At 56.5% G+C, this 25,021-nt stretch carries 16 protein-coding genes and 1 pseudogene; 10 read left to right on the top strand and 7 right to left on the bottom strand.

Translation table 11 applies throughout. The annotated features are described in order from the left end of the window. Positions 1-153: 153 nt before the first annotated feature. The 4 genes from G3A56_RS13235 to G3A56_RS13220 form a co-directional block, all read right to left on the bottom strand. Positions 154-1,215, bottom strand: coding sequence for an ABC transporter ATP-binding protein (locus G3A56_RS13235; protein ID WP_164056436.1), 1,062 nt, complete (start codon positions 1,213-1,215; stop codon positions 154-156). Then, positions 1,212-3,443: an ABC transporter permease gene (locus tag G3A56_RS13230; RefSeq protein ID WP_164056434.1), complete on the bottom strand. Its 2,232-nt coding sequence runs from the start codon at positions 3,441-3,443 to the stop codon at positions 1,212-1,214. The genes G3A56_RS13235 and G3A56_RS13230 overlap by 4 nt, the downstream gene beginning before the upstream one ends. 98 nt (positions 3,444-3,541) lie before the next feature. Beyond that, a complete protein-coding gene (locus G3A56_RS13225) occupies positions 3,542-4,567 on the bottom strand; it encodes an ABC transporter substrate-binding protein (RefSeq protein ID WP_003503939.1) in 1,026 nt (341 codons plus the stop codon). A gap of 115 nt (positions 4,568-4,682) precedes the next feature. Beyond that, entirely contained in the window at positions 4,683-5,681 is a 999-nt protein-coding gene (locus G3A56_RS13220; protein WP_170311458.1) for an ABC transporter substrate-binding protein, read from the bottom strand. 239 nt (positions 5,682-5,920) lie between these two features. On the opposite strand from G3A56_RS13220, the gene G3A56_RS13215 reads away from it, so the two are divergent. Both G3A56_RS13215 and G3A56_RS13210 read left to right on the top strand, forming a co-directional pair. Continuing rightward, positions 5,921-6,661, top strand: coding sequence for a response regulator transcription factor (locus G3A56_RS13215; RefSeq protein WP_164056433.1), 741 nt, complete (start codon positions 5,921-5,923; stop codon positions 6,659-6,661). After that, the gene (locus G3A56_RS13210; RefSeq protein ID WP_164056431.1) at positions 6,658-8,766 is read left to right on the top strand and encodes a sensor histidine kinase; all 2,109 of its coding nucleotides are present in this window, start codon (positions 6,658-6,660) and stop codon (positions 8,764-8,766) included. The genes G3A56_RS13215 and G3A56_RS13210 overlap by 4 nt, the downstream gene beginning before the upstream one ends. Positions 8,767-8,785: 19 nt before the next feature. On the opposite strand, the gene G3A56_RS13205 is transcribed toward G3A56_RS13210, so the two are convergent. Beyond that, complete coding sequence (locus G3A56_RS13205) at positions 8,786-9,706, bottom strand: AraC family transcriptional regulator (protein ID WP_164056429.1); 921 nt, start codon at positions 9,704-9,706, stop codon at positions 8,786-8,788. A gap of 240 nt (positions 9,707-9,946) precedes the next feature. Here G3A56_RS13205 and G3A56_RS13200 point away from each other — a divergent pair, with 240 nt between their 5' ends. Beyond that, a complete protein-coding gene (locus tag G3A56_RS13200; protein ID WP_164056427.1) occupies positions 9,947-11,017 on the top strand; it encodes an aldo/keto reductase in 1,071 nt (356 codons plus the stop codon). A 69-nt stretch (positions 11,018-11,086) separates the two neighbouring features. Here the strand turns inward: G3A56_RS13200 and G3A56_RS13195 are convergent. Further along, positions 11,087-12,420 (bottom strand): annotated as a pseudogene (locus G3A56_RS13195) (aspartate aminotransferase family protein). 101 nt (positions 12,421-12,521) lie between these two features. Between G3A56_RS13195 and G3A56_RS13190 the strand changes: the two are divergent. The 3 genes from G3A56_RS13190 to G3A56_RS13180 all read left to right on the top strand — a co-directional run bounded on the left by G3A56_RS13190 (position 12,522) and on the right by G3A56_RS13180 (position 14,821). Beyond that, positions 12,522-13,406 (top strand): LysR family transcriptional regulator, encoded by an 885-nt coding sequence (locus G3A56_RS13190; RefSeq protein ID WP_164056425.1) that lies wholly within the window; start codon positions 12,522-12,524, stop codon positions 13,404-13,406. A 157-nt stretch (positions 13,407-13,563) separates the two neighbouring features. Continuing rightward, positions 13,564-13,857 carry a hypothetical protein gene (locus tag G3A56_RS13185; RefSeq protein WP_164056424.1) on the top strand — a complete coding sequence of 98 codons (294 nt, stop codon included), beginning with the start codon at positions 13,564-13,566 and terminating at the stop codon, positions 13,855-13,857. A gap of 343 nt (positions 13,858-14,200) precedes the next feature. Next, positions 14,201-14,821, top strand: coding sequence for a hypothetical protein (locus G3A56_RS13180; protein ID WP_003492148.1), 621 nt, complete (start codon positions 14,201-14,203; stop codon positions 14,819-14,821). A 213-nt stretch (positions 14,822-15,034) separates the two neighbouring features. Here G3A56_RS13180 and G3A56_RS13175 read toward each other — a convergent pair whose 3' ends face one another. Beyond that, the gene (locus tag G3A56_RS13175) at positions 15,035-15,319 is read right to left on the bottom strand and encodes a hypothetical protein (RefSeq protein WP_164056422.1); all 285 of its coding nucleotides are present in this window, start codon (positions 15,317-15,319) and stop codon (positions 15,035-15,037) included. A 220-nt stretch (positions 15,320-15,539) separates the two neighbouring features. On the opposite strand from G3A56_RS13175, the gene G3A56_RS13170 reads away from it, so the two are divergent. From G3A56_RS13170 to G3A56_RS13155, 4 genes are all read left to right on the top strand, one after another. Further along, positions 15,540-16,061, top strand: a complete 522-nt coding sequence (locus tag G3A56_RS13170) for a hypothetical protein (protein ID WP_199777843.1) — start codon at positions 15,540-15,542, stop codon at positions 16,059-16,061. Positions 16,062-16,586: 525 nt separating this feature from the next. After that, positions 16,587-16,895, top strand: coding sequence for a hypothetical protein (locus G3A56_RS13165; protein WP_137038244.1), 309 nt, complete (start codon positions 16,587-16,589; stop codon positions 16,893-16,895). Between the two features lie 332 nt (positions 16,896-17,227). Beyond that, the gene (locus tag G3A56_RS13160; RefSeq protein WP_164056420.1) at positions 17,228-22,483 is read left to right on the top strand and encodes a hypothetical protein; all 5,256 of its coding nucleotides are present in this window, start codon (positions 17,228-17,230) and stop codon (positions 22,481-22,483) included. Beyond that, positions 22,417-24,972 (top strand): hypothetical protein, encoded by a 2,556-nt coding sequence (locus G3A56_RS13155; RefSeq protein WP_164056418.1) that lies wholly within the window; start codon positions 22,417-22,419, stop codon positions 24,970-24,972. Before G3A56_RS13160 ends, G3A56_RS13155 begins: the two co-directional genes overlap by 67 nt. Positions 24,973-25,021: the final 49 nt, after the last annotated feature.

Here is a 25,021-nt window from a genome sequence, read left to right as displayed (position 1 = left end):
GCGGCATGTCTCCTGTTTGGCGACACACAGTCAGCCGGCACCTTAAGCCAGTCTTAAGGCGACCCGGTGAGACGTTTATTTGACATGACCGGACGGAAAAATGCCGGGGGCAGAACCACGTCTGCCCCTCCCTGGGTGAGATCGGTGAAAAACTCAGGCCTGAATCAAGGCAATGCCACGGTTCCTGAAACCGAGCGTGACATCGCTTGCCGGCGGCAGACTGGTCTCAACCGCATGGTCGACGATGAAGAGCGTGCCGATATCGGTCTCGACTTCATACTCGACATGACCGCCGAGATAGGCGCTGTGCAGCACCCGCCCCGCAAGCCCCTGCCCGCCCGGCTGGCCGATGGAAATAGAGCCGGGGCGAACCGCAAGCTTTGCCGGGCCGGGCCGGGCGTTGCGTGCTGCAACCCTGTGATCCACACCGCCGACCCGGATCAGCGCATCTGGCCCCTCAAGGCTCAACACTTCACAGCCGACGACATTCGCCTCGCCCATGAAATCGGCGATGAAGGCGGAGGCCGGTGCTTCATAAAGGTCGCGTGGCGCACCCGACTGGGCGATCTCACCTTCCTTCATCACGATGATCCGGTCGGAAACAGCCAGCGCCTCATCCTGATCATGTGTCACGTAAACGGCGGTAAAACCCAGCCGCTGCTGCAATTCGCGGATTTCGGTGCGGACCCGGCGGCGGAGGCGGGCATCGAGGTTGGAAAGCGGCTCATCGAGCAGCAGCACCTGCGGCTCGAGAACAAGGGCACGGGCAACCGCAACACGCTGCTGCTGGCCGCCGGAGAGTTCGGCAGGCAGGCGGTGGCCCATGCCGGCGAGGCCGACGAGCTTCAGCCCCTCTTCCGCCTTTTCCCGCGCTTCCGCCTTGCGCAATCCCGAGGATTGCAGGCCGTAGGCGACATTGTCGAGCGCGGTCATGTGCGGGAAAAGCGCATAGGACTGGAAGACCATCGAGACATCGCGCTCATTGGCCGGCAGGATGGTGACATCCTTGTCACCGATGAGGATGCGGCCGGAGGTGGGGTGTTCAAGACCCGCCAGCATGCGCAGCGTCGTCGTCTTGCCGCAGCCGGAGGGGCCAAGCAGGGTCACCAGCGTGCCGGGCTCGATGGTGAGCGAGAGGTCGGGAATGGCGGTGAAGGCCCCGAAAGTCTTGCGGACATTCTGAAAGGTGACGGAACCGGGCTTTACGGAAATCATGCGATTTTCTCCTGAGCGAGAGGAACGGAGGAAGCGGACGGCAGACCGGCGACACGGTTTTCGCGACGCAGACGGCGCTCGCCCACAAGAAGCTGGAAGCCGGTAATGACCGTGATCATCACAACGATCAGCATGGAGGAATAGGCAATGGCCACACCGTACTCGCCGTTTTCTACGAGGCCGACGATATAAGACGTCGCCATGTTGTACTGGGCGCTGACAAGGAAGATGACGGCGCTGATGGAGGTGATGGCGCGCACGAAGGAATAGACCAGTGCGGCCGTGATTGCGGGCCTCAAGAGCGGCAGGATGACCTTGCGGATGGTGCGGAAACTATTGGCCCGCAGCGTCAGCGAGGCCTCATCGAGGCTTTTGTCCAGCTGGCTCATCGCCGCAATGCCGCCGCGCACGCCGACCGGCATGTTGCGGAATACGAAGCAGGCGATGAGGATGAGTGCCGAACCCGTCATTTCCACCGGCGGCAGGTTGAAGGCCATGATGTAGCTGACGCCAATGACCGTGCCGGGAATGGCAAAGCTCATCATCAGCGCGAATTCGAACAGGTTCCGACCGGCGAACTTCTGCCGCACGATGATATAGGCCGTCAGAAGACCGACGGCAGCGGTGAGCGGCGCCGAAACCAGCGCGATCTCCATGGTCGTCCAGAACGAGTTCCAAGCAACGCCGGTCCAGGCAATCGAGCCATTCGAGAAGCTGACGGAAAAGGCGCGGATGTAATGATCAAGCGTCAGTGAATTATCGAGACCCCAGGTCTTCACGAAACCGCCGACAAGGATCATGCCATAAACGACGATGGTGAAGATCATCCACGGCACGACGACCGCATGGACGCCGATGGACAGGCCGCGCGGCAGGGCAATATGCGCGCCGCTGTCGCCCTTGCCCGTCACCGTGGCGAAATTCTTGCCCGCCAGCCAGAAGCGCTGCGCAAGAAAGGCCGAAAGCGTGAAGCATAGGAGGATGATCGCCAGAACCGCCGCACGCGAGGGATCGTTCTGCGAGCCGACGACAGCGAAGAAGATTTCCGTCGACAGCACGCCATGGGTGCCGCCAAGCACCAGCGGATTGCCGAAATCCGCCATGCTCTCGATAAAGCCGATCAGGAACGCATTGGCGAGACCGGGTTTCATCAGCGGCAGCGACACTCGCCAGAAGGTGCGCCAGCGGTCGGCGCGCAGCGTCTGCGACGCCTCTTCCATCGACGGGCTAACGCCTTCGACCACGCCGATCAGCACCAGAAACGAGATGGGCGTGAAGGAAAGGACCTGCGCGATCCAGATGCCGGTCATGCCATAAAGCCAGCGACCCGGCTCAATGCCGAAGAGATAGGAAAGCCACTCGGTGACGACACCGGCGCGACCGAAAAGCAGCGTCAGGGCAAGACCGATGACGAAAGGCGGCGTGATGATCGGCAGAACGGTGAGAAGCCGCAGGCCCTTCTTGAAAGGAAAGCGCGTGCGGGTGGCGATCAGCGCAAAGCCGAGACCGAGCACGGTCGAGCCGAAGGCGGTCATCAGGGCGAGGAACAGCGTGCGCCAGGCAACACCGCAGCGCTCTTCACCTGTGACACAGCCAAGGCTCCAGATGCCGGGATCCTGAATATTACGAATGAAGCCATCGGCATTGAAGGAGCCGTCGAAATCCTGAACGGAAGCGACCAGCATGCTGCCGATCGGATAGAAGACAAAAACCGTGACGAGGAAAACCAGAACGGAAATGGCGCCGACGACAAAGGCGTCGCCTTTCATGACGCCACGTTCGGCAAGTCCGAAGGCAAAAAGCAGCACGAAGACGAATGACATGACGACGGCCCCCGCCCCCATGGAGGGCTGGCCATCGGCAAGCATGCCGAAGAGGTTTTCGCTCACCGCCCAGCTCCAGCCGGTAAAGCCGATGGCCAGCCCCTGCAAGGCGAGGAAAATGAGGCCGATAGCACCGATAATGGCAAGCAGCCTGCCGCGCCGCATCGGATCGCCGATAGGCCGGACAAGACACGCGGCGAGGAAAAAGACAACGATGCCGACCAGCCATGGTTTTCCATAGGATAGAATCTGCAGCACACCGGGCGCATTGCTGGCCGACGAGAAAAATCCGGAAAGCCAGCGGAAGCTGAAAAAGCCGCCTTCGATGCGATACCAGGGAAGAAGAATAAGGGCAAAAGCCCCGAACGCCAGGACGATGTCCAGCCTGCGATTGCCACGTGTCATGGCCGACCTCGCTTGTTTCATGCCGATGAAAGAGTGGCGGACACCCCGGCTTAAAAAGCCGGGATGCCTGTCGCCGGAATTAAGATCAGTGGTCCAGATCAGTTCGCGACCGCACCGACCTCGCGGTCCCAGCGTTCCAGCAGCGCCTTACGCTTGGCCGGATCGCCATAGGTCTTGAAGTCGTAGTCAATGAGCTTGATGTCCTCGAACTTCGGCGCTTCCTTCGGCACTTCCGCCGTCTTGTTGGAGGGAAGCTGGAAGGACTTGGCGTCCTTCATGCGCGACTGCACTTCCGGCTTCAGCGCCCAGTCGTACCAGGTCTTGGCATTGTCGAGGTTGCGCGCACCCTTGATGATCGACATGGAGCCGATTTCGTAACCCGTGCCTTCGCAAGGCGCGATCGACTTGACCGGGAAGCCTTCCGCCGTCTGCGCCACCGCATCATGCATGAAGACGATGCCGAGCGCCGTCTCGCCACGCGCCGCCGCCTTGACCGGTGCCGAGCCGGATTTGGTATATTGCGAGATATTGGCGTTGAGCTTCTTCAAATAGTCGATCGCCTGATCTTCGCCCATGATCTGCACGAGCGACGCGAGCGCCGTATAGGCGGTGCCGGAGGAATTCGGATTGGCGATCTGGATTTCGCCCTTCAGTTCCGGCGCCAGCAGGTCGGCCCAGCACTTCGGCTCCTTATAACCCTTGGACTTGAAGATTTCCGTGTTGTAGCCCCAGCCCAGCGCGCCGGCATAAACGCCGACAGTCCTGTAACCGGTGCTTTCCGCCTGTTTGACGGCCCAGTCCTGCAACTGATCCAGCATCGGCGACTTGTATTCCAGCGTCAGGTTTTCGGATGCCGCCTGCATGTGCGGATCGCCGGTGCCGGCCCACCAGATATCGGTCTTCGGGTTGCGGGCTTCCGCACGAACCTTGGCATAGGTTTCGCCGGAAGACAGGCGCACCATATTGACCTTGATGTCATGCGACTTTTCGAAATCGCCCTTCATCTGCTCGCAGATGACGACATCGGCCGAGCAGATCAGGTTCAGTTCGCCCGCCGCCTGCGCGGAAACGGCGCTCAGTGCCGTGCCGGCAAAAAGCAGGGTGGAAAGTATCGTCAGTCGCATGGTTATCCTCCTGTAGCTTGCGTCTGAATTCTTGGGCCATGCGCGAACATGGCGCTGCCGGTCGCGGCGCCCTGCGGCGCGCGCGCTGCCTTTTTGAGGTGTTGGTTTTTTGGCCCTACTGGGTCTGGCTCGGGTGGATTTCGCTATCGAAGCGGCTCAATAACCGACTTCGCTCTTCCGGCTGTCCGAAGGTGGCAAAGTCGTAATCCACCATCTTGATCATCGATATGTCAGGCGCCGTCAGCGGCAATGTCGCCCGGGCGTTTGATGGCACCTGATTTTGCCCGGCCTTGGCCCCGGTCGCCTGCCCCTCGGGGCTCAGCGCGAATTCAACGAAGGCCTGTGCCAGCGCATCATTGTGGTTGCCCTTGACGATGCTGACCGCACCGATCTCATAGCCCGTCCCCTCGCAGGGCGCGACGATCACCAGCGGGAAGCCTTCTATCTTCTGGGTCACGGCATCATGCATGAAAGAAATGCCGATCACGATCTCGCCCCGCGCCGCCGCCTTGACCGGCGCTGCACCAACCTTGGTATAGCTCACGACGTTCTGATTGAGCTTCGCCATGAAACCAAAAGCCTCCTCCTCGCCGAAGAGCTGAACGAGGGTGGCCAGCATGGTGAAGGCCGTGCCGGAATAGTTCGGATTTCCGGTCAGGATGTGGCCGCGATAGATATCCTTTGCCAGATCCTTCCAGCAGGTGGGTGCGGGCAGGTTGTTCTTCGCGAGCAGTTCCGAATTATAGGCAAAGCCCAGTGCACCGGCATAGATGCCAGCCGATTTCGAGCCGGACATCGCATAGAAATTCTGCGCCCAGGGCAGCAGATCCCGCTGATGCACGGGCGTGTACTCTTCCAGCAGGCCTTCCGAGCCGGCCTGCAAATGGGTATCGCCAGTACCGCCCCACCAGACGTCGACGGTGGGATGGGATCGTTCGGCACGAATCTGGTCGAGAATTTCGCCGGTGCTCTTCCTCACCATCGAAATCTCGAGACCTGCCTTGGCCTCAAAAGCCCGCTGCATGGTCAAACACCAAGCCTCGTCGACGCCACAAAGGACGTTCAACTTCGGCTCGGCCATGCCATGCCCTGCGCCGCACAGCCATAGGGCCATGCTCGCCGCAAGTGCGGTCAATGCTTTCAATTAAGCCTCCCTGCCTGGAACCTCCCCGTTCCAGTCTCCACCAACAGCATGTCACATCCTGCCCGCGCCGCAATCGAAGAATGGTTACCAATCTTTCACCGCACCGCCGAACAAGATTACAGATATTACAATTATGACAGGAGAGATAACCAGCGAGCCTTTGAAGATCGTCGGCGCCGTGCCTATGATGATGGTGGGAGGAATACAAAGTGCTTAATCAGAAGGTTCGCATTCTGATCGTCGAGGACGATCCGGATATGGCAGAGCTCATCTCGGACCTCGTGGAGGCCGAGGGCTGGCTGCCCACCTGCGCGCGCTCCGCCGAGGAAGCTGACGAGATATTGGCGAAGGACAGGATGCAGCTTGTACTCGTCGACCACAATCTGCCCGGCACGTCAGGCCGGACCTTTGCCCAGCGACTGCGCAGCCAGATCGACATCGGCATCGTCATGGTAACAGCTGCCGGCAGCGCCGCCGACCGGGTCCTGGGCCTCGAGACGGCTGCCGACGATTACGTGGTCAAACCCTTCGAACCCATCGAACTCACGGCCCGGATCAAGGCCGTTCTGCGCCGGACGATCCCCTCGCTGAAACAGGAAAAGGATAGCGAGCGCGATCATGGCCGCGCGACACTCAACCTCGGCGACTGGGCGATTGATCTTGATGCGCGGCGGGCGGTCTGCCTCAGCGATCGCAGCAAGACGCTGACGAGCGCCGAATTCGCGCTTCTGGAGATTCTGGCCGAAACGCCCAATCAGCCCGTCAGCCGCTCGCAGATACTCGACCGGCTGGGTTCTGAAAGCGACCGCTACATCGACAGAAATGTCGATGTGCTGGTGCTGCGGCTGAGGCGCAAGATCGAGCGTAATCCGGACCTGCCGCGTCACATCAAGACGCGGCGCGGCAAGGGTTATGTGCTGCATACCGACGAGGGCGAGCTTTCCCCGTGATCAGCCGCTCCTTCCTTTCCTCCATCGCCTTTCGCCTGCCCTTTGCGATCGTCTTCATCTGCATCCTCGTTTTCAGCCTCTCGGCCATCGCCATTTACGGCCTGCAGCGCGCCCGTGATGAAATGGCGGCCTATGGGTTGCAGGCCTTTTCCAGCCTCGCCAAGGCGTCCCTGGTCTCGCGACAGGTGTCGGACCTCGTCTCAAGCGCCCCCTTCCTGATGAACGCCGCCTCTCCCTATCGCGTTTCCAGCGAAAGCCGATCCGTCGTTCAGCAGGTTGATATTCTGCTGGAAATGACAGGGCCGGGCAGCGACGATCGGGTCACACGCGGCTTTTCCAACGACCGCATTGTCGAACTTCTCCAGCTTATCAGGGTGCAGACGCTGGATCTGGCAAAGGATGCCGATGCGGCGCAGGGCCACAAGGCGGACGCGGCAGCGGCACTCGGCGAAATCGCCACCGGCCGGGGCATCGTCGATCCTGAACTGCGCCGGCGGATGAACGGCATCGTGCAGGCCGCATCCGCGTCCGACAGCCTCTTCCAGCTGGGCGAACTACGCCGCCGCTACGTCGCCGAAACGACGGCACGTCAGGAAGGTTATCCCGGCGAGCGTCTTCCGCTGGCGGAAATGCAGCCCTATGAGCGGGTCTTCGAGGCCCAGAGCCGCTATCTTCTGGAAATGTTTGCGATCCGCGCCTCGGTATCGCGGCTTCACACCGTGTCGCGGGATCTCTCCCACGTTACGGAAACCCAGGGCGATGCCGTTGCCCGCAGCCTGAACGAGGACCTGATCTCGACCTCCGATGCCCTTAGCCGGCTGCTGGTCATCGTCGCCGTCGCATCGCTTCTGGTTCTGGTGGTGGCGATCTTTTCGATCCGTTCGGTGATGCGCGTCTCGCGCGGCATCGCCTCTCTCTCCAACGGCATGAATGCGCTTGCCAAGGGAGAGAAGGATGTCGGCCCACCATCCTACACCGGGTCTGAGACGGAGCTGATCCGCCTGCTTGACGCCTTCCGTGCTTTCCATGAAAGCGTCGATCGTGTCTCCCGCCTCCGGCGCACGGCGGAAGCGGCGGCCCGCACCATCCGCTCGACCTTCCGCAACATGAATGAGGGAATAGCACTGTTTGATCCGGCGGGCCGGCCAATCACCATGAACCGCCGCATCATCGAGCTTGTCGGACGCTCCGGCTCATCGCGAAAGCTGCCGCTTCGCCGTTTTGTCGAACCGATCCCGGAAATCGACCCCGCATTATTGCCGTTTGAAAGCGGGCACGGCGAGTTGATGGACCGCGCCGTCGTGCGCCATCGCACCGCAGATCAGCTGGTGATCGAAGTCTCGATGTCACGCCAGCCAGATGGCGGCATCGTCCTGCTCGCCCGCGATGTGACGGCTCTCGATCGCCAGGAAGCGGAAGCCGTAAAGGCCCAGCGACTGGACGGCATCATGCGCATGACCCACCAAGTCAGCCATGAGGTGGGCAACATGATCGGCATCATCACCGGCAGCCTCGGCCTGCTGGAACGCGAAGCGGGTTTCAACGACCGTCAGAAACGGCATATCGCCCGTATCCGCAAGGCGGCAGACCGCGGCCGGTCTCTCGCCAGCAGCATGCTGACCATCGGCAGCCAGCAGCCGATCCATGCCAGCCACATCAACGTCGCAAACCTGCTGCGCGGCATGGCCGATATCCTCGAGATCGCGGTCGGCCCGAAATGCCGGATCGCGCTTGATCTCGATGACGACCTCCCGTCGATCCCGCTCGATCCCGCCCTCTTCGAGCAGTCCATTCTCAATCTCTGCCTGAATGCCGCAGCCGCCATGCCGGATGGCGGCCTGATCTTGATCGAGGCCACGACCGAGAAAGATGCGCTGATAATTGCCGTCACCGACGAGGGCACCGGCATGACGCCCGAGGCCGTGGACAAGGCATTCGAACCCTATTTCACCACACGCGAAGAATATGGCGGCGCCGGCCTCGGCCTCGCCATGGTCTACGGCTTCGTCCGCCAGAGCGGCGGCGAAGCGCATATCAGTTCAAAGCCCGGGGATGGCGCAAGGGTGCAGCTGACTTTTCCGGCAGGGACCGACCACATGAAATAGGGTGCCGGCCCAATATTGCCTAGCTGGCTGCCGTGCTCTGGGGTACTGGCCGATCATCGCCAGGATGACGCAGGAGATTGGCGTGCTTCGATGGCGGCATTCCGAAAACCCGAACATATTCGCGCGAAAACTGCGACGGGCTTGAATAGCCAACCTGAAACCCCGCGGTTGCTGCATCCAGCCCTTCGCTGAGCATCAGGCGTCTCGCCTCCTGCAATCGCAGTTCCGCCCGGAATTCCAACGGGCTCATCAAGGTGATCGCCTTGAAATGAGCGTGAAAGGTGGAGCGGCTCATTCCGGCTATTTCGGCCGCTGTCTCGATGGGGCAGGCTTCGCGGAAATGGCTTCTGATCCAGACGATTGCCCGGGCAATCTGATGGAGATGGGTGCCCGCCTGCGCCATGTGCCGGACAACGTCACCGCCCGGCCCGGTCAGCAGCCGGTAAAGTATTTCCCGCAGCGCCAGCGGCGCAATCGCGTCAATATCGTCAGGCGTATCCAGAAGGCCCAACAGGCGTGCCGCCGCATCGAGCACCCCGGCATTGGTCTCATTCAGCAACAGGCCGGCAGGCGGCCGGGATTTTCCGGGAGATTTCGACGGATAGCGGATCGCCAGTTCCGCCAGCTCGACCGTATCAAGGTCGAGCTGCATGCACAGATATGGCTCTTCCGCACTCGCCTCGATGACGGAGCCCATGACGGGAAGATCGACGGAAGCGATCAGATAACGCGATTTGTCATAGATGAAGGCCGATTGCCCCAGCATAGCCTGCTTGCAGCCCTGTGCCACAAGACAAAGCGTCGGCTCATAGATCACCGGCATGGGGAGGGTCGGGTGGGAACAGCGGATGAGCTTCACCCCCGGCAACCGGCATTCAAAAGTGCCGTCTCGGGGTGCGTGACGGGTGATGGTATCGACGATATGGCGGTCCGGGGTCATCCGCCATTTATCTCATATGCGTCCGCGTGACGAAAGTCTGAACCGCACTTCTCGGACAATCGTGCAAGAATCACGGACAATATTTCGGTCGAGCAAGGCAGTCCTGCCCTACCCACTTGAGACAATCGTGCAAGAATTCCGGAAATCCGGTCTACCGCCCTCACAGGTCTTTCGCGGAAAAAGGTGTCACCCACCCGGCGCATCCCGGCGCATCAACGAAGACCAATGGAGTATACCAACATGGCTGAAGTGAAATCACTCGATCAATACAGACTGCTCGGCCGATCCGGGCTGCGTGTCTCGCCGCTCTCGCTTGGCACGATGACCTTCGGGTCGGACTGGGGTTGGGGAGCCGACGCTGAAGAAGCCAAGCGCATTTTCGATGCATATGTCGACCGAGGCGGCAACTTCATCGATACCGCCGTCAACTACACCAACGGAGCCTCGGAACGCCTTCTTGGCAGCTTCATCAAAGAAAAGCGCGATAATATCGTGCTTGCGACCAAATTTACGATGGCCCGTGATCCCGCAAATATCAATTCCGGCGGCAACCATCGCTTCAACCTCGTGCGTTCGGTGGAGACGAGCCTGCGCCAGCTCGACACGGACCGGATCGATCTCCTCTACCTGCATGCCTGGGATTTCACGACATCGCCGGAGGAAGCCATGCGCTCGCTCGATGACCTCGTGAGAGCCGGCAAGATCCTGTACGTCGGAATCTGCAACACGCCCGCATGGCGCGTGGCACAGATGCAGACCCTAGCCGATCTCCGCGGCTGGTCACCCTTCGTGGCGCTTCAGATCGAATACAGCCTGGTCGAGCGGACTGTCGAGCATGAGCTTATGCCGATGGCCAGGGCGCTGGGCCTCGGTGTTCTTCCATGGTCCCCGCTCGGCGGCGGCATCCTCACGGGCAAATACAGCCGCGCGGATCTGACCGACGAAAATGAGGCGAATGTCGCGGCAACCCGCAAGGGCGTGATCGCATCGACCGGCCACCTCAATGAGCGCTCGCTCGCTGTCGCCGATGTCGTCGGCGCAGTCGCGGAGGAACTCGGCACTTCGCGCTCGCAGGTCGCCCTTGCCTGGACGCTGATCAATCCCGCAGTCGTTTCTCCGGTCATGGGCGCACGCACCCTTGAACAGGCCGAGGATAATTTCGGCGCCTTGAGCATTTCCTTCACGCAGGATCAGCTTGAGCGGCTGAACAGGGCCAGCGCCCCACAGCCGATCTTCCCGGAGCGCTTCATCGGCCGGCCGATGGCGCAGCAGCTCATCTTCGGAACGAACACCGTCAGCAAACGGGCATAATCTACGTAACCCTGCCTCTCGCCGGCGTTTGCAGACAACGGCGAGAGGCAAATCACGACTGCGGCGAACCTAACCGGCCTTCTGCGCCGCTTCAATCGACGCCGCCAATATATCCAGTCCAAGATCGATCTCGGCATCCGAGACGGTCAAGGCCGGTGCAATGCGGAAGACGCCGCCCATGCCGGGCAACTTGACGATATTCATGCTCATGCCCCGCAGCATCGCTTCCTGCATGATACGGGCGCCAAGCTCGAAACCGGGGCTTTCGTGTGCCGGTCGGCGACGACTTCCAGTCCGAGCAGAAGCCCGCGCCCGCGCACATCGCCGACACATTCGAACCGCTGTTGCAGCGACAGGAGACCTTCTTTCAGACGGTTTCCACGGACGATCGCCTGCTCGACCAGGCCATCGCGCGCCACGACATCGAGAACCGTTACACCGACAGCCGCCGGCAGCGGATCGGAAACATGGGTGGTATAGAACAGAAAGCCCCTCTCGAATGCCTTCTGCTCGACCTCTGCGCTGGTCATGACGGCAGCAAGCGGCAGGCCGGCGCCGAGCGTCTTCGACAGTGTCATGATATCAGGCGTCACGCCGTCGCGCTGAAAGGCGAACATGTGCCCGGTGCGGCCGACGCCGGTCTGGGCTTCATCGAGGATCAGCAACATGCCGCGCTCCTCGCATTTCTTCTTCAGGGCGGCGAGATACCCGAGTGGGAGTTCGAGGATGCCGCCGCTCGACAGGATGGGTTCGGCGATGAAGGCAGCCAGGTTGCCGGTCGACTGACGGTCGATCAGCTCGAAAGCATCGTCCAGCTCCGCCTGCCAGTCGTTTGATCCATCGGGGTTCTTGAAGCGCGGGCGATAGGCATTCGGGGCTGGTATGACCAGCGAGCCGGCCGTGGCCGGGCCATAACCCCGCCGGCCGGCGCTATAGGTGGCCGAAGCCGCAGCGCCCGTCATCCCATGCCAGCTCTGCGCGAAAGCGACGATCTCGTGACCGCCGGTGACGAGCTTTGCCATGCGGATCGCCGCTTCGTTGGATTCCGCCCCGGTCGTCAGCAATTGCACGCGGTCCAGCCCCGGCGCCAGAGCCGCCAGCCGCGTTGCAAGCTCGACCACCGGGCGCGACAGCATGCCGGAAAAGAGATGCGCGACCGAAGCCATCTGCCGGTTGACGGTAGTGACGATATCCGGGTGGGTATGTCCGAGCAAAGCGCTCATCTGGCCCGAAGTGAAATCGAGAATGGCGCGGTCATCCGCATCATAGACAAAACTGCCCTCGGCGCGCTCGACAATGATATCCTCGAAGGCGGGTCCGTAACGGGTCAGATGTTTGTTGGCGGCCGCCCAGAAGGCCGGGTCGTCATTGAGCGAGGCAAAGCTTTTTGCGAGATTGTCCATGATGCATTCCCCAATTTTATCTTCCCGGAGAATAACAAGCGCTTGCCGTCCCAGTCTAATTGATAGTATTTTACTCAGATATTGATAATTTTGATATCGCCATGCTCGATCTGACACTCCTGAAGAACTTTGTCATCGTTGCCCGTGCCGGCTCCATCAGCCTGGCTGCGATGCAGGTTGGGCGCACGCAATCGGCGCTGAGCACGCAGATGCAGCGGCTTGAAGAACTGGTAGGCCACACCCTGCTTCAGCGAACGGGCTCCGGCGTGCGGGTGACTGCTGCCGGCGAGAAACTTCTCGCCCATGCCAGCGCGCTGCTTGCCCGGCATGACGAAATCCTTGCCGACATGAGCGGGGAGACATTGCAGGGCACCGTAAGCCTTGGGTGCCCTGAAGATTATTCGATTGCCTTCCTGCCGGAACTGTTGCGCGGCTTCTGTGCCGCCCACCCCAAAGTCGAGCTGCGCATGGTTTGCGCGCCGACAATAGAATTGCGCCCACTCCTGCAGCGGCGGCAAATCGACATCGCGCTGGTCTCGCAATCCGATCCGGACCATGACGGCGTCCTGCGCAGGGAGAGCTTCGTCTGGGTTGCGGATAAGCCGGAACCGGATCTGCTCACCAAGGACATTCTGCCGCTTGCTCTTTCGGCACCGGCGACACTTGACCACCGTGCGGCCTGTGATGCCATGGAAGCTGCCAATCGCCGTTACCGTGTTGCCTTTGCCAGCAACAGCCTTGCCGGCCTCATCGCAATCGCGCGCTCCGGCCATGCGATCAGTGTCCTGACGAGGACAGCCGTTCCGCCCGATCTTCATATCGTGGAAATGGGGCTTCCGCCCCTGCCAACCATCGGTATTGCGATGGAATTTGCCGATCCGCAGACATCCTCGACCGCCAGAGTTCTGGGCGAGCACATCCGCACAGTCCTGCCGGGGTTGAGCAATGCTGATCTCTCGAGTGATCAGTCGCAGGATCGTGGCTAGGTCAGTGCCGACGGACGATTTCCCGACGGCAGTCCGTCGCTCCAATGTGCCCAGACTTGGCCAGCCTTGAGCAAGATATTCATGCCATATCCAGAGGCAGGAACCAGTGGATGCGAAGGCCTCCTTTCAGGTCCCTGTGACGCTCTGGAGGCTTTTGATGAACCGTGTCGTACTTGCCCGCTATCGCGAACCGCTGGACTGGATCAAGCTGATCCCCGATGACTTTGAGGTCATCATCTACAACAAGGGTGACAAAATCGAAACGCCCGGCGTATTGCAGCGCGCGGCGCGGATCATCGACCGTCCCAATGAAGGACGGGAATCGGAAACCTACCTCCATCACATGCTGACCGACGTGCGGGACGATGACGGTTTTACCGTCTATGCCCAGGGCGGTCCCTTCGAGCATAGCCCGGACTTCATCAGCCTACTGCACACCTGGAAAAACTAGGCTGATCTGCAGCCGATGTCGTGGCAATGGCTCTCCGAGAAGAATGTACCGCCGCCGCTGCTTCTTTCCGAGTATGAGCGCGGCCTTTTCGGGCGTCCACGCGTGCGCCTCGAACGGTTCTCGCTGCTGACCTGGGGACCGATCGACTTCATCGATCAGGGCGCCTGGGGCATGGGAAGCGTGTACCGGGCCATCCACGGGGACCTGCCTGACGGGACCAACATTGCCAGCCACTTCCTCAACCTAGCCGGGCTAGAGAATCTGGCATCGGAAGCAGAGCGGCATATGGTGGGTGTGTTCTCTTACGGTGCCATCTTCGCCGTGCGCAACCAGAGATTCCAATATGTGGGTCCATCTGCTGCGCTGGATGCTCGGCCTATCTCCCCACAATCTCGCCGTGCACTATCTCCCTTCGTCACGAGACCTTTTCCTTGCCGAAAGCTCGGCCTATGCTGCCTATTTCTCGCGGCTGCGAGGTCAGCGCACGATAATTGCAGACGTCTCAGGCACAGGCCGCAGCCCCGCGCATTTCATCGCCAGCATGGAGGCGCAGGAAGACACCAGTGTCTTCATCGCCCTGAAATCCAACCGCATCGATCCTCCCATGGAAGCACGCGCGCCCGCACGGGACGATGTGCTCCTCGACGCCGGCATCACGATCGATCTGGAGCGTTTCCTTTTCGAACGGTTCAACACCACCATGGGCGAGGACCGCGCTATCGGAATGGAGTTTCTTGGCACGCAGTTCAATATTCTACGCGAGCATCTGCCGCTCGATGTGGCAAGTGAGGCCCTCATCGCGAAAATGCAGGAAGCCTTCGCCCAGATCCTATTGCTCCTACGACAGTCGCCGATCACGATGCTGCCAGAGGCTACCAGCGACGACGACTTGCAGGAAGCCCTGCACAAGCTGGTGCAGGTGGGCGCCCAGTATTTAGATGTGGCTAAGCGCCTGCCGGAGTGAGTGCCGAGACAACTTCATCTCTTCCAACGCGAGTGGAAACAATCGATACATGGGATGCCAAGAGGGAGGCAAAAGCCATTGAAGGCCGATGTTCAGCCTGTTTCTATAGTCCGAGGTCCGGGCGTATTTCCATTTGGATTGTTGTATTGGAAACGTAAAAGCCGCCCACTTAGGACGGCCAGATCATTGTTTATTTGGTTGCGGAGAACCAACTCAAATTGCGGTTTTCAACGGCAAGGGGCAATCTGCTGAACCATAATCGATGCGGTCATTTGCTATTTTCCTCGAATAGCTGTCGCCCTCGTGCGAATCTGCTTCCGCTTTAAGCTGGTCTGGAAATGACGTTGATGACTCCAACCACCGCTTGAACGGCAACACACCATCTTCATTATCGCCTGCCTGCAATCTCGGCCGCGAGTTTTTGGTCTGATTCTCAAGCTGCTGGAAACGCGCACAATACAACCGGCGCCCAATTAGCGACGTCATCGAAAAAATCAAATATTAAATTATCCATATTGCGCGCATCCAGGAAACTCAATAGTAATTCTTCAACGTCAATAATTAATTAGAATATTACTTAAAGCATATAAATAAATAATATTACCGGCAACAGACTTAAAAATCGCCCAGCGCTTTGCGTGGCGGCCTGTTTAAACAAGGAAGAGCCAGCATTCGAGCTTCGTAGAAAGATACTACAAAACACTCGGAAGGAGTTTGTGTGACGACATTCGTGCAGGAAGCCGGCCCGCAACGTTCCGAAAGTGAAAATGCCGCAACCAGTTTGCACATTCGGCTGCTTGAGGAACGTGATACGATCCAGGTGCGTGAAATTATGAGGCAACTTCATGCCTCAACTGTTTTTCGCGATCAGGAATTTTCGGACTGGAAGCTCAACGAGCATTTCAAGCTCATTCTTTTGCGGCCTCCGCGCATGATCGCTCCGGTTGCGATATGGAAAGGCAGGCCAGTCGGCGGGGCATGGGCGATTGCGGACAGGTATATGCTTAGCGACGGTCCACTGTTCGTGACCGTTCATGTTATTGCAGTTGATCTGACGCTTGCGCCGATAAGACGGGCAAAGGTTTTTTTGTCATTGGTGGCGGCAATCCGGAGGTGGGCGGAAACGCTAAACGCCAGCCATTCCTTCATTCATGTTATAACAGGCTCAAGCATTGCGGCTACGGATCGGCTTATGAGTGCGGCGGGAGCAAGGTTTGTTGGTGGAGCGTATGTGGTTTAGCTTCGTTCAAAAAAGATTGCAGACATTTTTGCGCCACAAAAAGTGCCAGACACAATAATATAAGTTATTTTTTATTATAATATTCTTGAATGCATCAATAACGAGGTTTTGTTGATGGAGCAGAGTGTTTTGGGCGCGTTCTATCTGGCTGTCACCGGATTTATATTGGTTCAGCTTTTAATATCAGAACTTCGAGAACTTATCTTTTACTGGAAGAACGGTTGGGATTTTAATTGTGACAGTCAGACAAAATGGAGATCATATAAGGGGGATTCTGACGAGAAGCGCAATGAAATTTCTAACAAGTCGAGAGTAACTATTGATAAGCCATTTGGAATTTTGATTTTATTTATTCAAATGTTGATTTTGATTTTTGTATTTTTAAGAGAGACAAATGAACAAATTTAATAATGGAAGTATTTATATTACAATAAATATTGTTTTAGTATAAATGTTAGTCATACTACAGGTGTAAATGGTTTTTACGCCGAATCTAGTTGGACGACGTCATATAGCCAGAGCGGAGTGACACAGCAGATAGCTTTTGGTCGAATTGGAATATTATTATTTTTCGTCGAAAGCAGATATCTAACTGGGGCAGGGATTGGTTTAGTAAAACTCTACGCAGTTGATCTGAGGCTTGTACCGATAAAACGGGCAAAGATTTTTTTGTCGTTGGTGGCGGCGATCCGCAGGTGGGCGGAAACGCTAAACGCCAGCCAATCCTTCATTCATGTCATAACAGGTTCAAACATTGCGGCGACGGATCGGCTTGTGAATGCGGTGGGAGCAATGTTTGTTGGCGGAGCGTATGTGGTTATTTTATTTGAGTAATATACAAATTTGAGATTTTTATATTAAGTATTAATACATGCGGCTAGAGGAGTATCTTGTTGGAGCAGAGAGTTTTCAGGGTGCTTTTTGTCGCGATTGCTGGTTTTTTTTTGATAAAACTATTGGTATCCGAGTTTCGAGAGATCATTTTCTATAAGAATAATAATTGGGATTTTAGTAAAGACAGTCAAACAGATGTCAAAATATACAAAGGAGATTCTTACGAAGCCAAAAATGAATATTCGAATAGATCAAGAGTTATATATATAAAACCTACAAGTATAATTATTTGGTTATTTTTTATTTTTGTATTCATTTTTTGAGGGTGTAAAATGAGCAGTGCTAGATTGTGGGAATATAATGATCGTGGTTTTTCTTCATTTGTAAGCCCATCCATTGCTTTCAATTTTTCTTATGCGGGTTATGGATGGACAACATCCTACAGTCATGGCGAAATGACAGTGCAGGCAACTGCTGGAAATATTGGTGTCCTGCTGTTTTTTGATAATGGGGGTGCGCTCAGTGGGATGGGTATTGGAGTCAGCCGAACCGAAAGATATGGAAACAGCTTTGGTACAGCTTTCCTTGGGCCGGTAATAAATCGGGATGGACTATTTTTAACTGCGCGTGCTACCGGCGGTGCGGAGCGCAATGTTGGAAGCACCAATCTTAGACCGGCCGCGATTTCGGGGTCTACCAGTTTGAAGATTATGTCTACCGATCTGGTCAACACTCCTTTTCTATACGGGAGTGGCTCTCCAACAAATGTTTGGGCACCTGAACGACACACATATTTAAATAGAACATTTAATTACACTGGCGTAGAACAAGTTGATTCCACTCGTGCGTGGAAGGGTTTTGATACGCCATCCGAGCGTTTGGCGGGTGAGCGCTTGAGAGATGCCCAGCTAGCCAGCTTGGATAGGCGCCCCTCACTTTCTCTTGAAGCACGCGACGAGCGAGCAAGAGTTGCCCAGCTGGCCAGCTTGGATAGGCGCCCCTCACTTTCTGTTGAAGCACGCGATGAGCGGGCAAGAGTTGCTGCTGCGGCTCGAGTGAGCAGTATCGGCCCTGCGCGCCGCGACAACCAAAACCCGGCGACCTATGGCCCGTGGATGAGCTCCTCTTCGGACAGTTTTCCCACCTTGCCTGAAATCGGGCCTGTCCCGATGCCGCGTCCGACAGACATTGCCAGTACGAGTTTTGCGCGCCGCGATAACCAAAATCCGGCGACCTATGGCCAGTGGATGAGCTCTTCTTCGGACAGTTTTCCCACCTTGCCTGAAATCGGGCCTGTCCCGATGCCGCGGCCGACGGACATTGTCAGCACGGGTTACGCCCGCCGTGACAACCAGAGCCCGTCGACCTATGGCGACTGGGGGAGTTCTTCTTCCGGCAATTATCCATCATTGCCTGAGATCGGACCGGTTCCCAGCCCCCGGCCTGATACGTCTTCGACGGGTTCATCCGGTAAGCCCGTCTTGCTGGATCTGAATGGAAAAGGATTGAACATCAACAAGCTGGGTGAATCGTCTCAGTTCGTTGATCTAGACGGAGACGGGTTTCTGCGTCGTACTGCCTGGGCTGGAAATGGCACGGGCGTGCTCATTTTGGACGCCAACGGCGATGGCGTCATTACCAGATCCAGCGAATTTGTGTTTACGGATTGGGATCCGTCGGCCTCCGGTGATCTGGAAGCCGTCAAAAATGCTTTCGATACCAATGGCAATGGTAAGCTCGATGCCGGCGACAAGCGCTGGAACGAGTTCAAGGTGTCGATCAATGGTCAGCTCAAATCGCTGAAGGACCTGGGTATCGCGTCCATCGATCTGACGCCGACGGGCAGCGGGCAAAGTTTTTCCGATGGTTCGGCGATAATTGGCACGACCACTTTCACGAGGATCGATGGAACCAAGGGCCTGGTCGGAGATGCGATCCTCGCAAACGACCAAAACGACTACAAAATTGCCCGCTCAACCGCGAAGAATGCCGATGGCACATCGAGTGAGCTGATTGTCGGTTACGACAAAGACGGCAGTGTCGCCTTGCGCAATCTGGTTACCAAAAACACGGACGGTTCGACCGTCACGACGAAATTCGACGATGATGGCGACAGCGTTTTCGACCGCAGCCAGAGCAAGACTTTTTCCATCGAGGTATCTGGAAACCGCAGCGAGACGGTCAGGAATTTCAATGCCGACGGCTCGTTGTCTGGCAGTGAAAAAATCGACAGAAGTTCTGACGGGCTGAAAATCACTACGGCACTCGACAAGAATGGGGACGGCTCGGCGGACGAAAGGCAGCTTTTCGAAAAATTTGCAGACGGTTCTTCCCGTACAACCACGCAGCAATTGCATCTGGATGGCACCACCTCGAAGACGGTGATCATAAATGTCTCCGCAGACGGCTTGCGCAAAACCACGTCCACCGATCTCAACGGCGATGGCATTACTGACCACTCTGTTTCGGATATCAAGACGCCGGGCAAGCTGACGCAGGAACGGCTGGTCACCGAAAATGCGCGCAGCAACGCGACCCTCTCCCGAAAAACCATCACGACGACCAGAGAGGCTGGCATCGTAACGACTTTCACCGACAACGATTTTAACGGCGACGGCAAGCGCGATCGCGGCATTGAAGAGAAAACGTTCACGAATAATGTCGGTGAAGTCGTTACGGAGCGTGCGACTTACAGCGGCGACAAGGCACTGCTGAAGAAGGAGATTTTCCGGATCACGGCCGACGGACGCTCCAAATTCAGCTCCACCGATGTCGACGGCGATGGCAAAAACGACGTTTCGACCTCCGACATTATAGCTGCGGATGCTGCCGGAGTATGGATACATACCAAGAGGGAGAGAAGCGTCGGCGGCGTGCTTCTTTCGCAGTGGGCTGTCAGAATACAGCCGGATCGCAAAAACATGACGGAGACACTCGATAAAAATGGCGATGATGCCGTTGATAAAAGTCTGATCACCACTGTTGCGCCCGATGGCGCAACCACTGAGACCGAAACACATTTCAACACCGATCGCTCGATCGTCTCCCGCTCGTCAAAGGTCACATCATCGAATGGTTATGCCACGACCGTAACCAACGACGCCAATGGCGACGGCGTGGTTGATGGCAAGGTTCTCACCACAAAAACCGTGGCCGCCGACAAGAGTTCGACGGTGTTGACCCGGACGCTTGCGGGCAACGACAAGCTTGTCTCGCAAACAATATCGACGACAAGCGCCGATGCGATGAACCGGAATGTTGCGGAAGATCTGGACGGTGATGGCGTTGCCGATCGCCGGACATCGGACACAGTCGTGCTCAGCAGCGACGGTAGTCGTCGGAAAACGGTTACGCTTCAAAGCCGGAATTCAACGCTTCTCGGGCGCACAACAACCGACATTGTGGCGGACAGGAGAATGACAACCGTTGCAATCGACTCAAATGGCGACGGCATAGTCGACAAAACCACGGCGGAAAGTTCACTTCTCGTTGGTCAAACCGTCGTCGAGGAAAAACTCTTCACGCGAAGCGGCCAAGCCTATCAATCGTCCAGAAAGACAACAAGCGCGAACGGCCTGAAGACCATTATCGCCACTGACGCTAATGGAAATGGCGTCACGGATTTCACCACCATCACGGAGACCCTTATCAATGATAACGGCAGCCGCAGCGAGACGATAAAAAATTCGAGCGGCGATGGCAGGGTTTTCACCAGTTCCGCAACAATCACCAGCGGCGACGGGCTTACCACCATTTCCGAACAGGACCTGAACGGAAACGGGAAGGTGGATATTCGTGCGGTAACATCGACCAGCTACGATGTGAAAGGGGCCGTGTCGAAATCAGAGTCCAATTATCGCGGCAACAAGCTAGTCAGCAAACAGGAGACTGTGACCAGCGGCAACGGCCTGAGTACCGTCGTTTCCCGAGATATTGATGGTGATGGTGACATGGACCGGGTTTTGACTTCGGTTCGAATTATCGACGCCAATGGTTCCACGTCCAATCAGGAGCAAGTCAAGGCCGGTGATGGGCAGCTGCTGTCGAAAACGGCAACGACTGTCAGCGCTGACCAAAAAACCAAGCGAACCGAGGCAGACACAGATGGTGACGGTATCGTTGATAGCCGAACGATAACGGCCATCGGTGCAAATGGCGTGGAAACCCAGACGAACGAAAGGCTCTCACGGACTGGAACTCTCACCAGCCGCCATGTATCCGAAGTCTCGGCCAACGGTTTTTCCTCATCATGGCGTACCGATACTGATGGTGACGGAACCGTTGATTTGAGCGGAACCGAGATCACCACGATTTCCGCGGACGGCAGCCGGACAAAAACCGTTTCCCAGACACGCAGTTTAGACCGTCTGTCGGTTGGGGAAACGACATCCACCAGTGCCAACGGCTTGACCAAAAGCATCGTCTGGTCGGAGGGCGCTTCTGCCAAAAAAACGCAGCTGGATGTTAAAGTGCTTGAGAGTGATGGCACAGCAACGGAAACAACTTCGATCACCAAAGCCGATGGTACTTTGGCGAGCCGTGAGGTGAGGAAGGAAAGCACACACGGTCTTGTTTCTACCCTGTCCCGGGACGTCAACGGTGACAGCAAGATCGATCAAGAGATCACGCGTGAGTTGAAAGCCAATGGTAATATCGAACAGAAATACAGAGATTTCGCCAACGATGGCAGTGTGACGGCCACGAAAACCGTCAATAGCCGCATGGATGGCACGCGTGAAGTTATCGAATATGATTTCAACGGCGACGGCGTCTTTGACAGAGCAATCCATTCTGACACCATCATCGGAAATGATGGTAAAAAGAGTATCTGGACGGTCGATTATGTCATGAGTGAAAGCGGTTGGCAGCGAACCAACAGATGGGTCACTTACAAGGATGCGGATGGTCTCTACACTCTAAAGGACTTTGATATTGGCGGTGATTTTTCCAAGGACTATTTCACCACCGATTTAACAAAACTCGAAGGGAACGGGGATAGCCTGCAAACGATCGAGGTTCGCCGTGCCGGCATGCTGGACAGCAGGCGCGTTAGGAGAACCAGTGCGGATGGTCTATCGATCACCACGTTGTTGGATTTGACCGGAAGCGGAAAGGCTGAACAGACGTCGATAGACATCACCGCGCGCACTCCGAGTGGAACCGTTCATCGAAAGCTTCTTAGTACGAAATCCGATGGAACCGTATTATCTGACATTTTTACGATCACATCGGCGGATGGTCTAACGAAGGAAATACGTGAGCAGCGGACCGGATTGGCCGATCGCAAGGTTCGGACTTCCAGTCATCTGATGGCAGATGGCTCAATCTTTGAGGAAAGCACGAAATTTAATTCAAACAACCAACTTTCGAGCAAAAATACGGTCGTTACAAGTAGTGACAAACGCCGAAAAACCTTGACCATCGACGCCGATGGCGATGGCATCGTCGATCAAAAGCGAGAAGAAACCGTAGCCTGGGAGAGAAAACGTCGGATACGACGAATTTCGGACCGAACGGAGCCGTGCTACAGCGTATCGTTTCTGTCACGGCATCGGACGACCTTTCTTCAGTCACCACATGGGACTTGAACGGGGACGGAACGCTTGATCAGAAACGGATCGAGACAAAGAAGCTGAATGCCGACGGCAGCCGTTTCAGTATCCAGACCGACACCGATCTTATCACCGGAAAAACCAAATCCGTTTCTACTGACACAATGAGGGCTGACGGAAGCCTTCGCACGATCTCGAAGGATCTCAACGGCGACGGTGTTTTCGATCAAATCGAAACCATGGAAACCCTGATAACGGGCCAGACCAAATCGACGATCTCGAACAATGACATTGCCCGCGACACCAAATATCTGCCTTCCGGTGGCGTAACCTGGAAAAATACCATCGCGTATTCCGTGGAAAGCGGAAATTCTGTCGACGGCAACACGCGGACTTCACGATATGACTATGACGGAGATGGCAGGTTCGAAACCAAGGTGATCTCCCGGTCAAACATCGACGGTTCCGTTAGCAGTGACGTTTTCGAAACAGCGGCCAATGGCTCTGTTGTTGCGAAAGGTTCGATTTTTACCACGGCGGATGGGCAAACAACTATCCTGACCAGGAATTTGGATAATGATGGGGATATCGACGAACGGCACATCTCCGTCACCAGAGATGATGGTTCGATTTCTCTGAGAAAAGACACTTTGCGAGAAGATGGGACCGTCTCGGCTTCAGTTCTGGACACGGTCAATTCCGTTGGAACCCTCACATTCCGTACAACGCTTGACGACGTCGGACGTAAGATTCAGCAATTCGTGCCGGAATTTGACGGCAGCTCTCAAACGACGACCTTCGACGCTGCCAGCGGCAGCATAACAAGCGTCAGCAAGGCCTCATCATTAGGCGTTTTAGTCTCCGCGACCTTATACGACCCCGCAAACAGCAAGGAATGGGTACGTGTCGAACAGGCTTATGACGCGGAAGGACGGAAAACCACTGAAAAACAGTTTTTTGACAATGGGACATCCGCGACGATTGTGTTCGTCGCCGAGACGAGCGCGCCAAAAAGATCAGACTATTTTGACGCATCCGGTATGAGGACAAAATCAATCGAATTCGATGTCCTCAGTAATCAGCCTTGGCGGGAGATTCATCGATCTTACGATGCGCAAGGCAATACCCTGACATTGATTGATCTGCAGGATGCCGGCAGCAAGTTTGAATACACCTACGACGTTGCAAATACACAAGGATGGTCGAGATATATCAACCAGACCGATAGTGCCGGACGTCATATTTATGCGCATCAACTGAATGATGACGGCACAGCATACGCAATGACATTGGATCCAGCAAATGCGCACCCGTGGTCGAAAGTGGACCAGTCATTCGACGCTGCAGGGCGGATGACCCTCCACCTCGAGTATAAGGATAACGGAGATCGGGCTGAATATACATACGATGCTTCCAACAGCCAGCCTTGGCAACGCTACGCGAACTTCCTCGACGACGCGGGTCGGCACTATTACGCCCACCAGTTGAACGATGACGGAAGCTCTTTCGGGGTGGATTTCGATGTCCACAACTCCCAATCTTGGTGGCGACATGAGCAGACTTGGGATGCTGCTGGTCGAAGAACCTCGGTCACATTGGTGCAGGACAACGGTACAAGAAATACCACACTTTATGATGTTGCCGGAAATCGCGAATGGAGCCGGATCGAACAAAATTTCAACGGTGGCGGGCAGCCTACACAACAGTTCCAATATAATGACGATGGTTCTACAGACCGGACAGATTTTGATGTCAACAACCGGTACGACTGGTATGCAACGACTGCATACGGAAGCAGGTCATATTCACGAATCCGCCGTATTGACTATGACAACGGTAGTTATAAAGAGTTTTTTGGGCCAAGTGGCGCGTTCGTGAGCCTTGGTTGGAACTACTATGATCAACATGGTAACTTGATCGAACGAGTGGAGCCATATAACCGCCGCCCGGTGACGCTCGATCTCAATGAGGACGATCATTTAGATTTACGACCGATTGATCTAAGCGGCTCCGATGCCGATAACAATGCGCCACGCTTCGATTGGAATAGCGATGGTCTTGGCGATGTGACAGCTTGGGTGGGTCCCGAGGACGGTTTCCTAGCTATTGACATCGGTGCTGATGGTTCTACCGGCCCTGACGACCAGATTAATCAAGCAAAGGAATTGGCATTTACGCTGTGGCCCACGGAAGAGCAGGGTTCAACCGACTCCGATCTCGAAGCTGTCCGGCTTGTCTTCGACACGAGCAAGGACGGCTTGCTGAGTGCAGAAGACGCCCGCTGGAGCGAGTTCCGGGTCTGGCAGGATATCAATCAAAACGGCGTCAGTGAGGCCGGAGAACTTTCCACACTCGATCAGCTTGGCATCAAATATATCAACCTGATACCGACGCCCGATGGCGCACGAGAGTTTATGGATGGTTCGGCTATAACCGGGACGAGTTTCCTCGAAAAGTTTGACGGCAAAACGCAACTCGTCGGAGACGTCAGGTTGGCCTATCGACCGTCTCCGGCGTTTGCCTGATCATTTATTTAATGTCTACACAAGGCATTTCCGGCCGGAACGGGTTCCG

Source organism: Rhizobium oryzihabitans (assembly GCF_010669145.1).
GTDB classification, from domain to species: domain Bacteria; phylum Pseudomonadota; class Alphaproteobacteria; order Rhizobiales; family Rhizobiaceae; genus Agrobacterium; species Agrobacterium oryzihabitans.
Note: the sequence above shows the minus strand (reverse complement) of the source record. Positions and strands in the feature narration are given on the sequence as shown.

What these genes read in the sequence shown, in the direction of transcription:
- G3A56_RS13235 (WP_164056436.1), bottom strand. Translation starts at nt 1,215, where the DNA reads ATGATTTCCGTAAAGCCCGGTTCCGTCACCTTTCAGAATGTCCGCAAG.
- G3A56_RS13160 (WP_164056420.1), top strand. Translation starts at nt 17,228, where the DNA reads ATGAGCAGTGCTAGATTGTGGGAATATAATGATCGTGGTTTTTCTTCA.
- G3A56_RS13185 (WP_164056424.1), top strand. Translation starts at nt 13,564, where the DNA reads ATGAACCGTGTCGTACTTGCCCGCTATCGCGAACCGCTGGACTGGATC.
- G3A56_RS13200 (WP_164056427.1), top strand. Translation starts at nt 9,947, where the DNA reads ATGGCTGAAGTGAAATCACTCGATCAATACAGACTGCTCGGCCGATCC.
- G3A56_RS13230 (WP_164056434.1), bottom strand. Translation starts at nt 3,443, where the DNA reads ATGACACGTGGCAATCGCAGGCTGGACATCGTCCTGGCGTTCGGGGCT.
- G3A56_RS13190 (WP_164056425.1), top strand. Translation starts at nt 12,522, where the DNA reads ATGCTCGATCTGACACTCCTGAAGAACTTTGTCATCGTTGCCCGTGCC.
- G3A56_RS13180 (WP_003492148.1), top strand. Translation starts at nt 14,201, where the DNA reads ATGTGGGTCCATCTGCTGCGCTGGATGCTCGGCCTATCTCCCCACAAT.
- G3A56_RS13205 (WP_164056429.1), bottom strand. Translation starts at nt 9,706, where the DNA reads ATGACCCCGGACCGCCATATCGTCGATACCATCACCCGTCACGCACCC.
- G3A56_RS13220 (WP_170311458.1), bottom strand. Translation starts at nt 5,681, where the DNA reads ATGGCCCTATGGCTGTGCGGCGCAGGGCATGGCATGGCCGAGCCGAAG.
- G3A56_RS13225 (WP_003503939.1), bottom strand. Translation starts at nt 4,567, where the DNA reads ATGCGACTGACGATACTTTCCACCCTGCTTTTTGCCGGCACGGCACTG.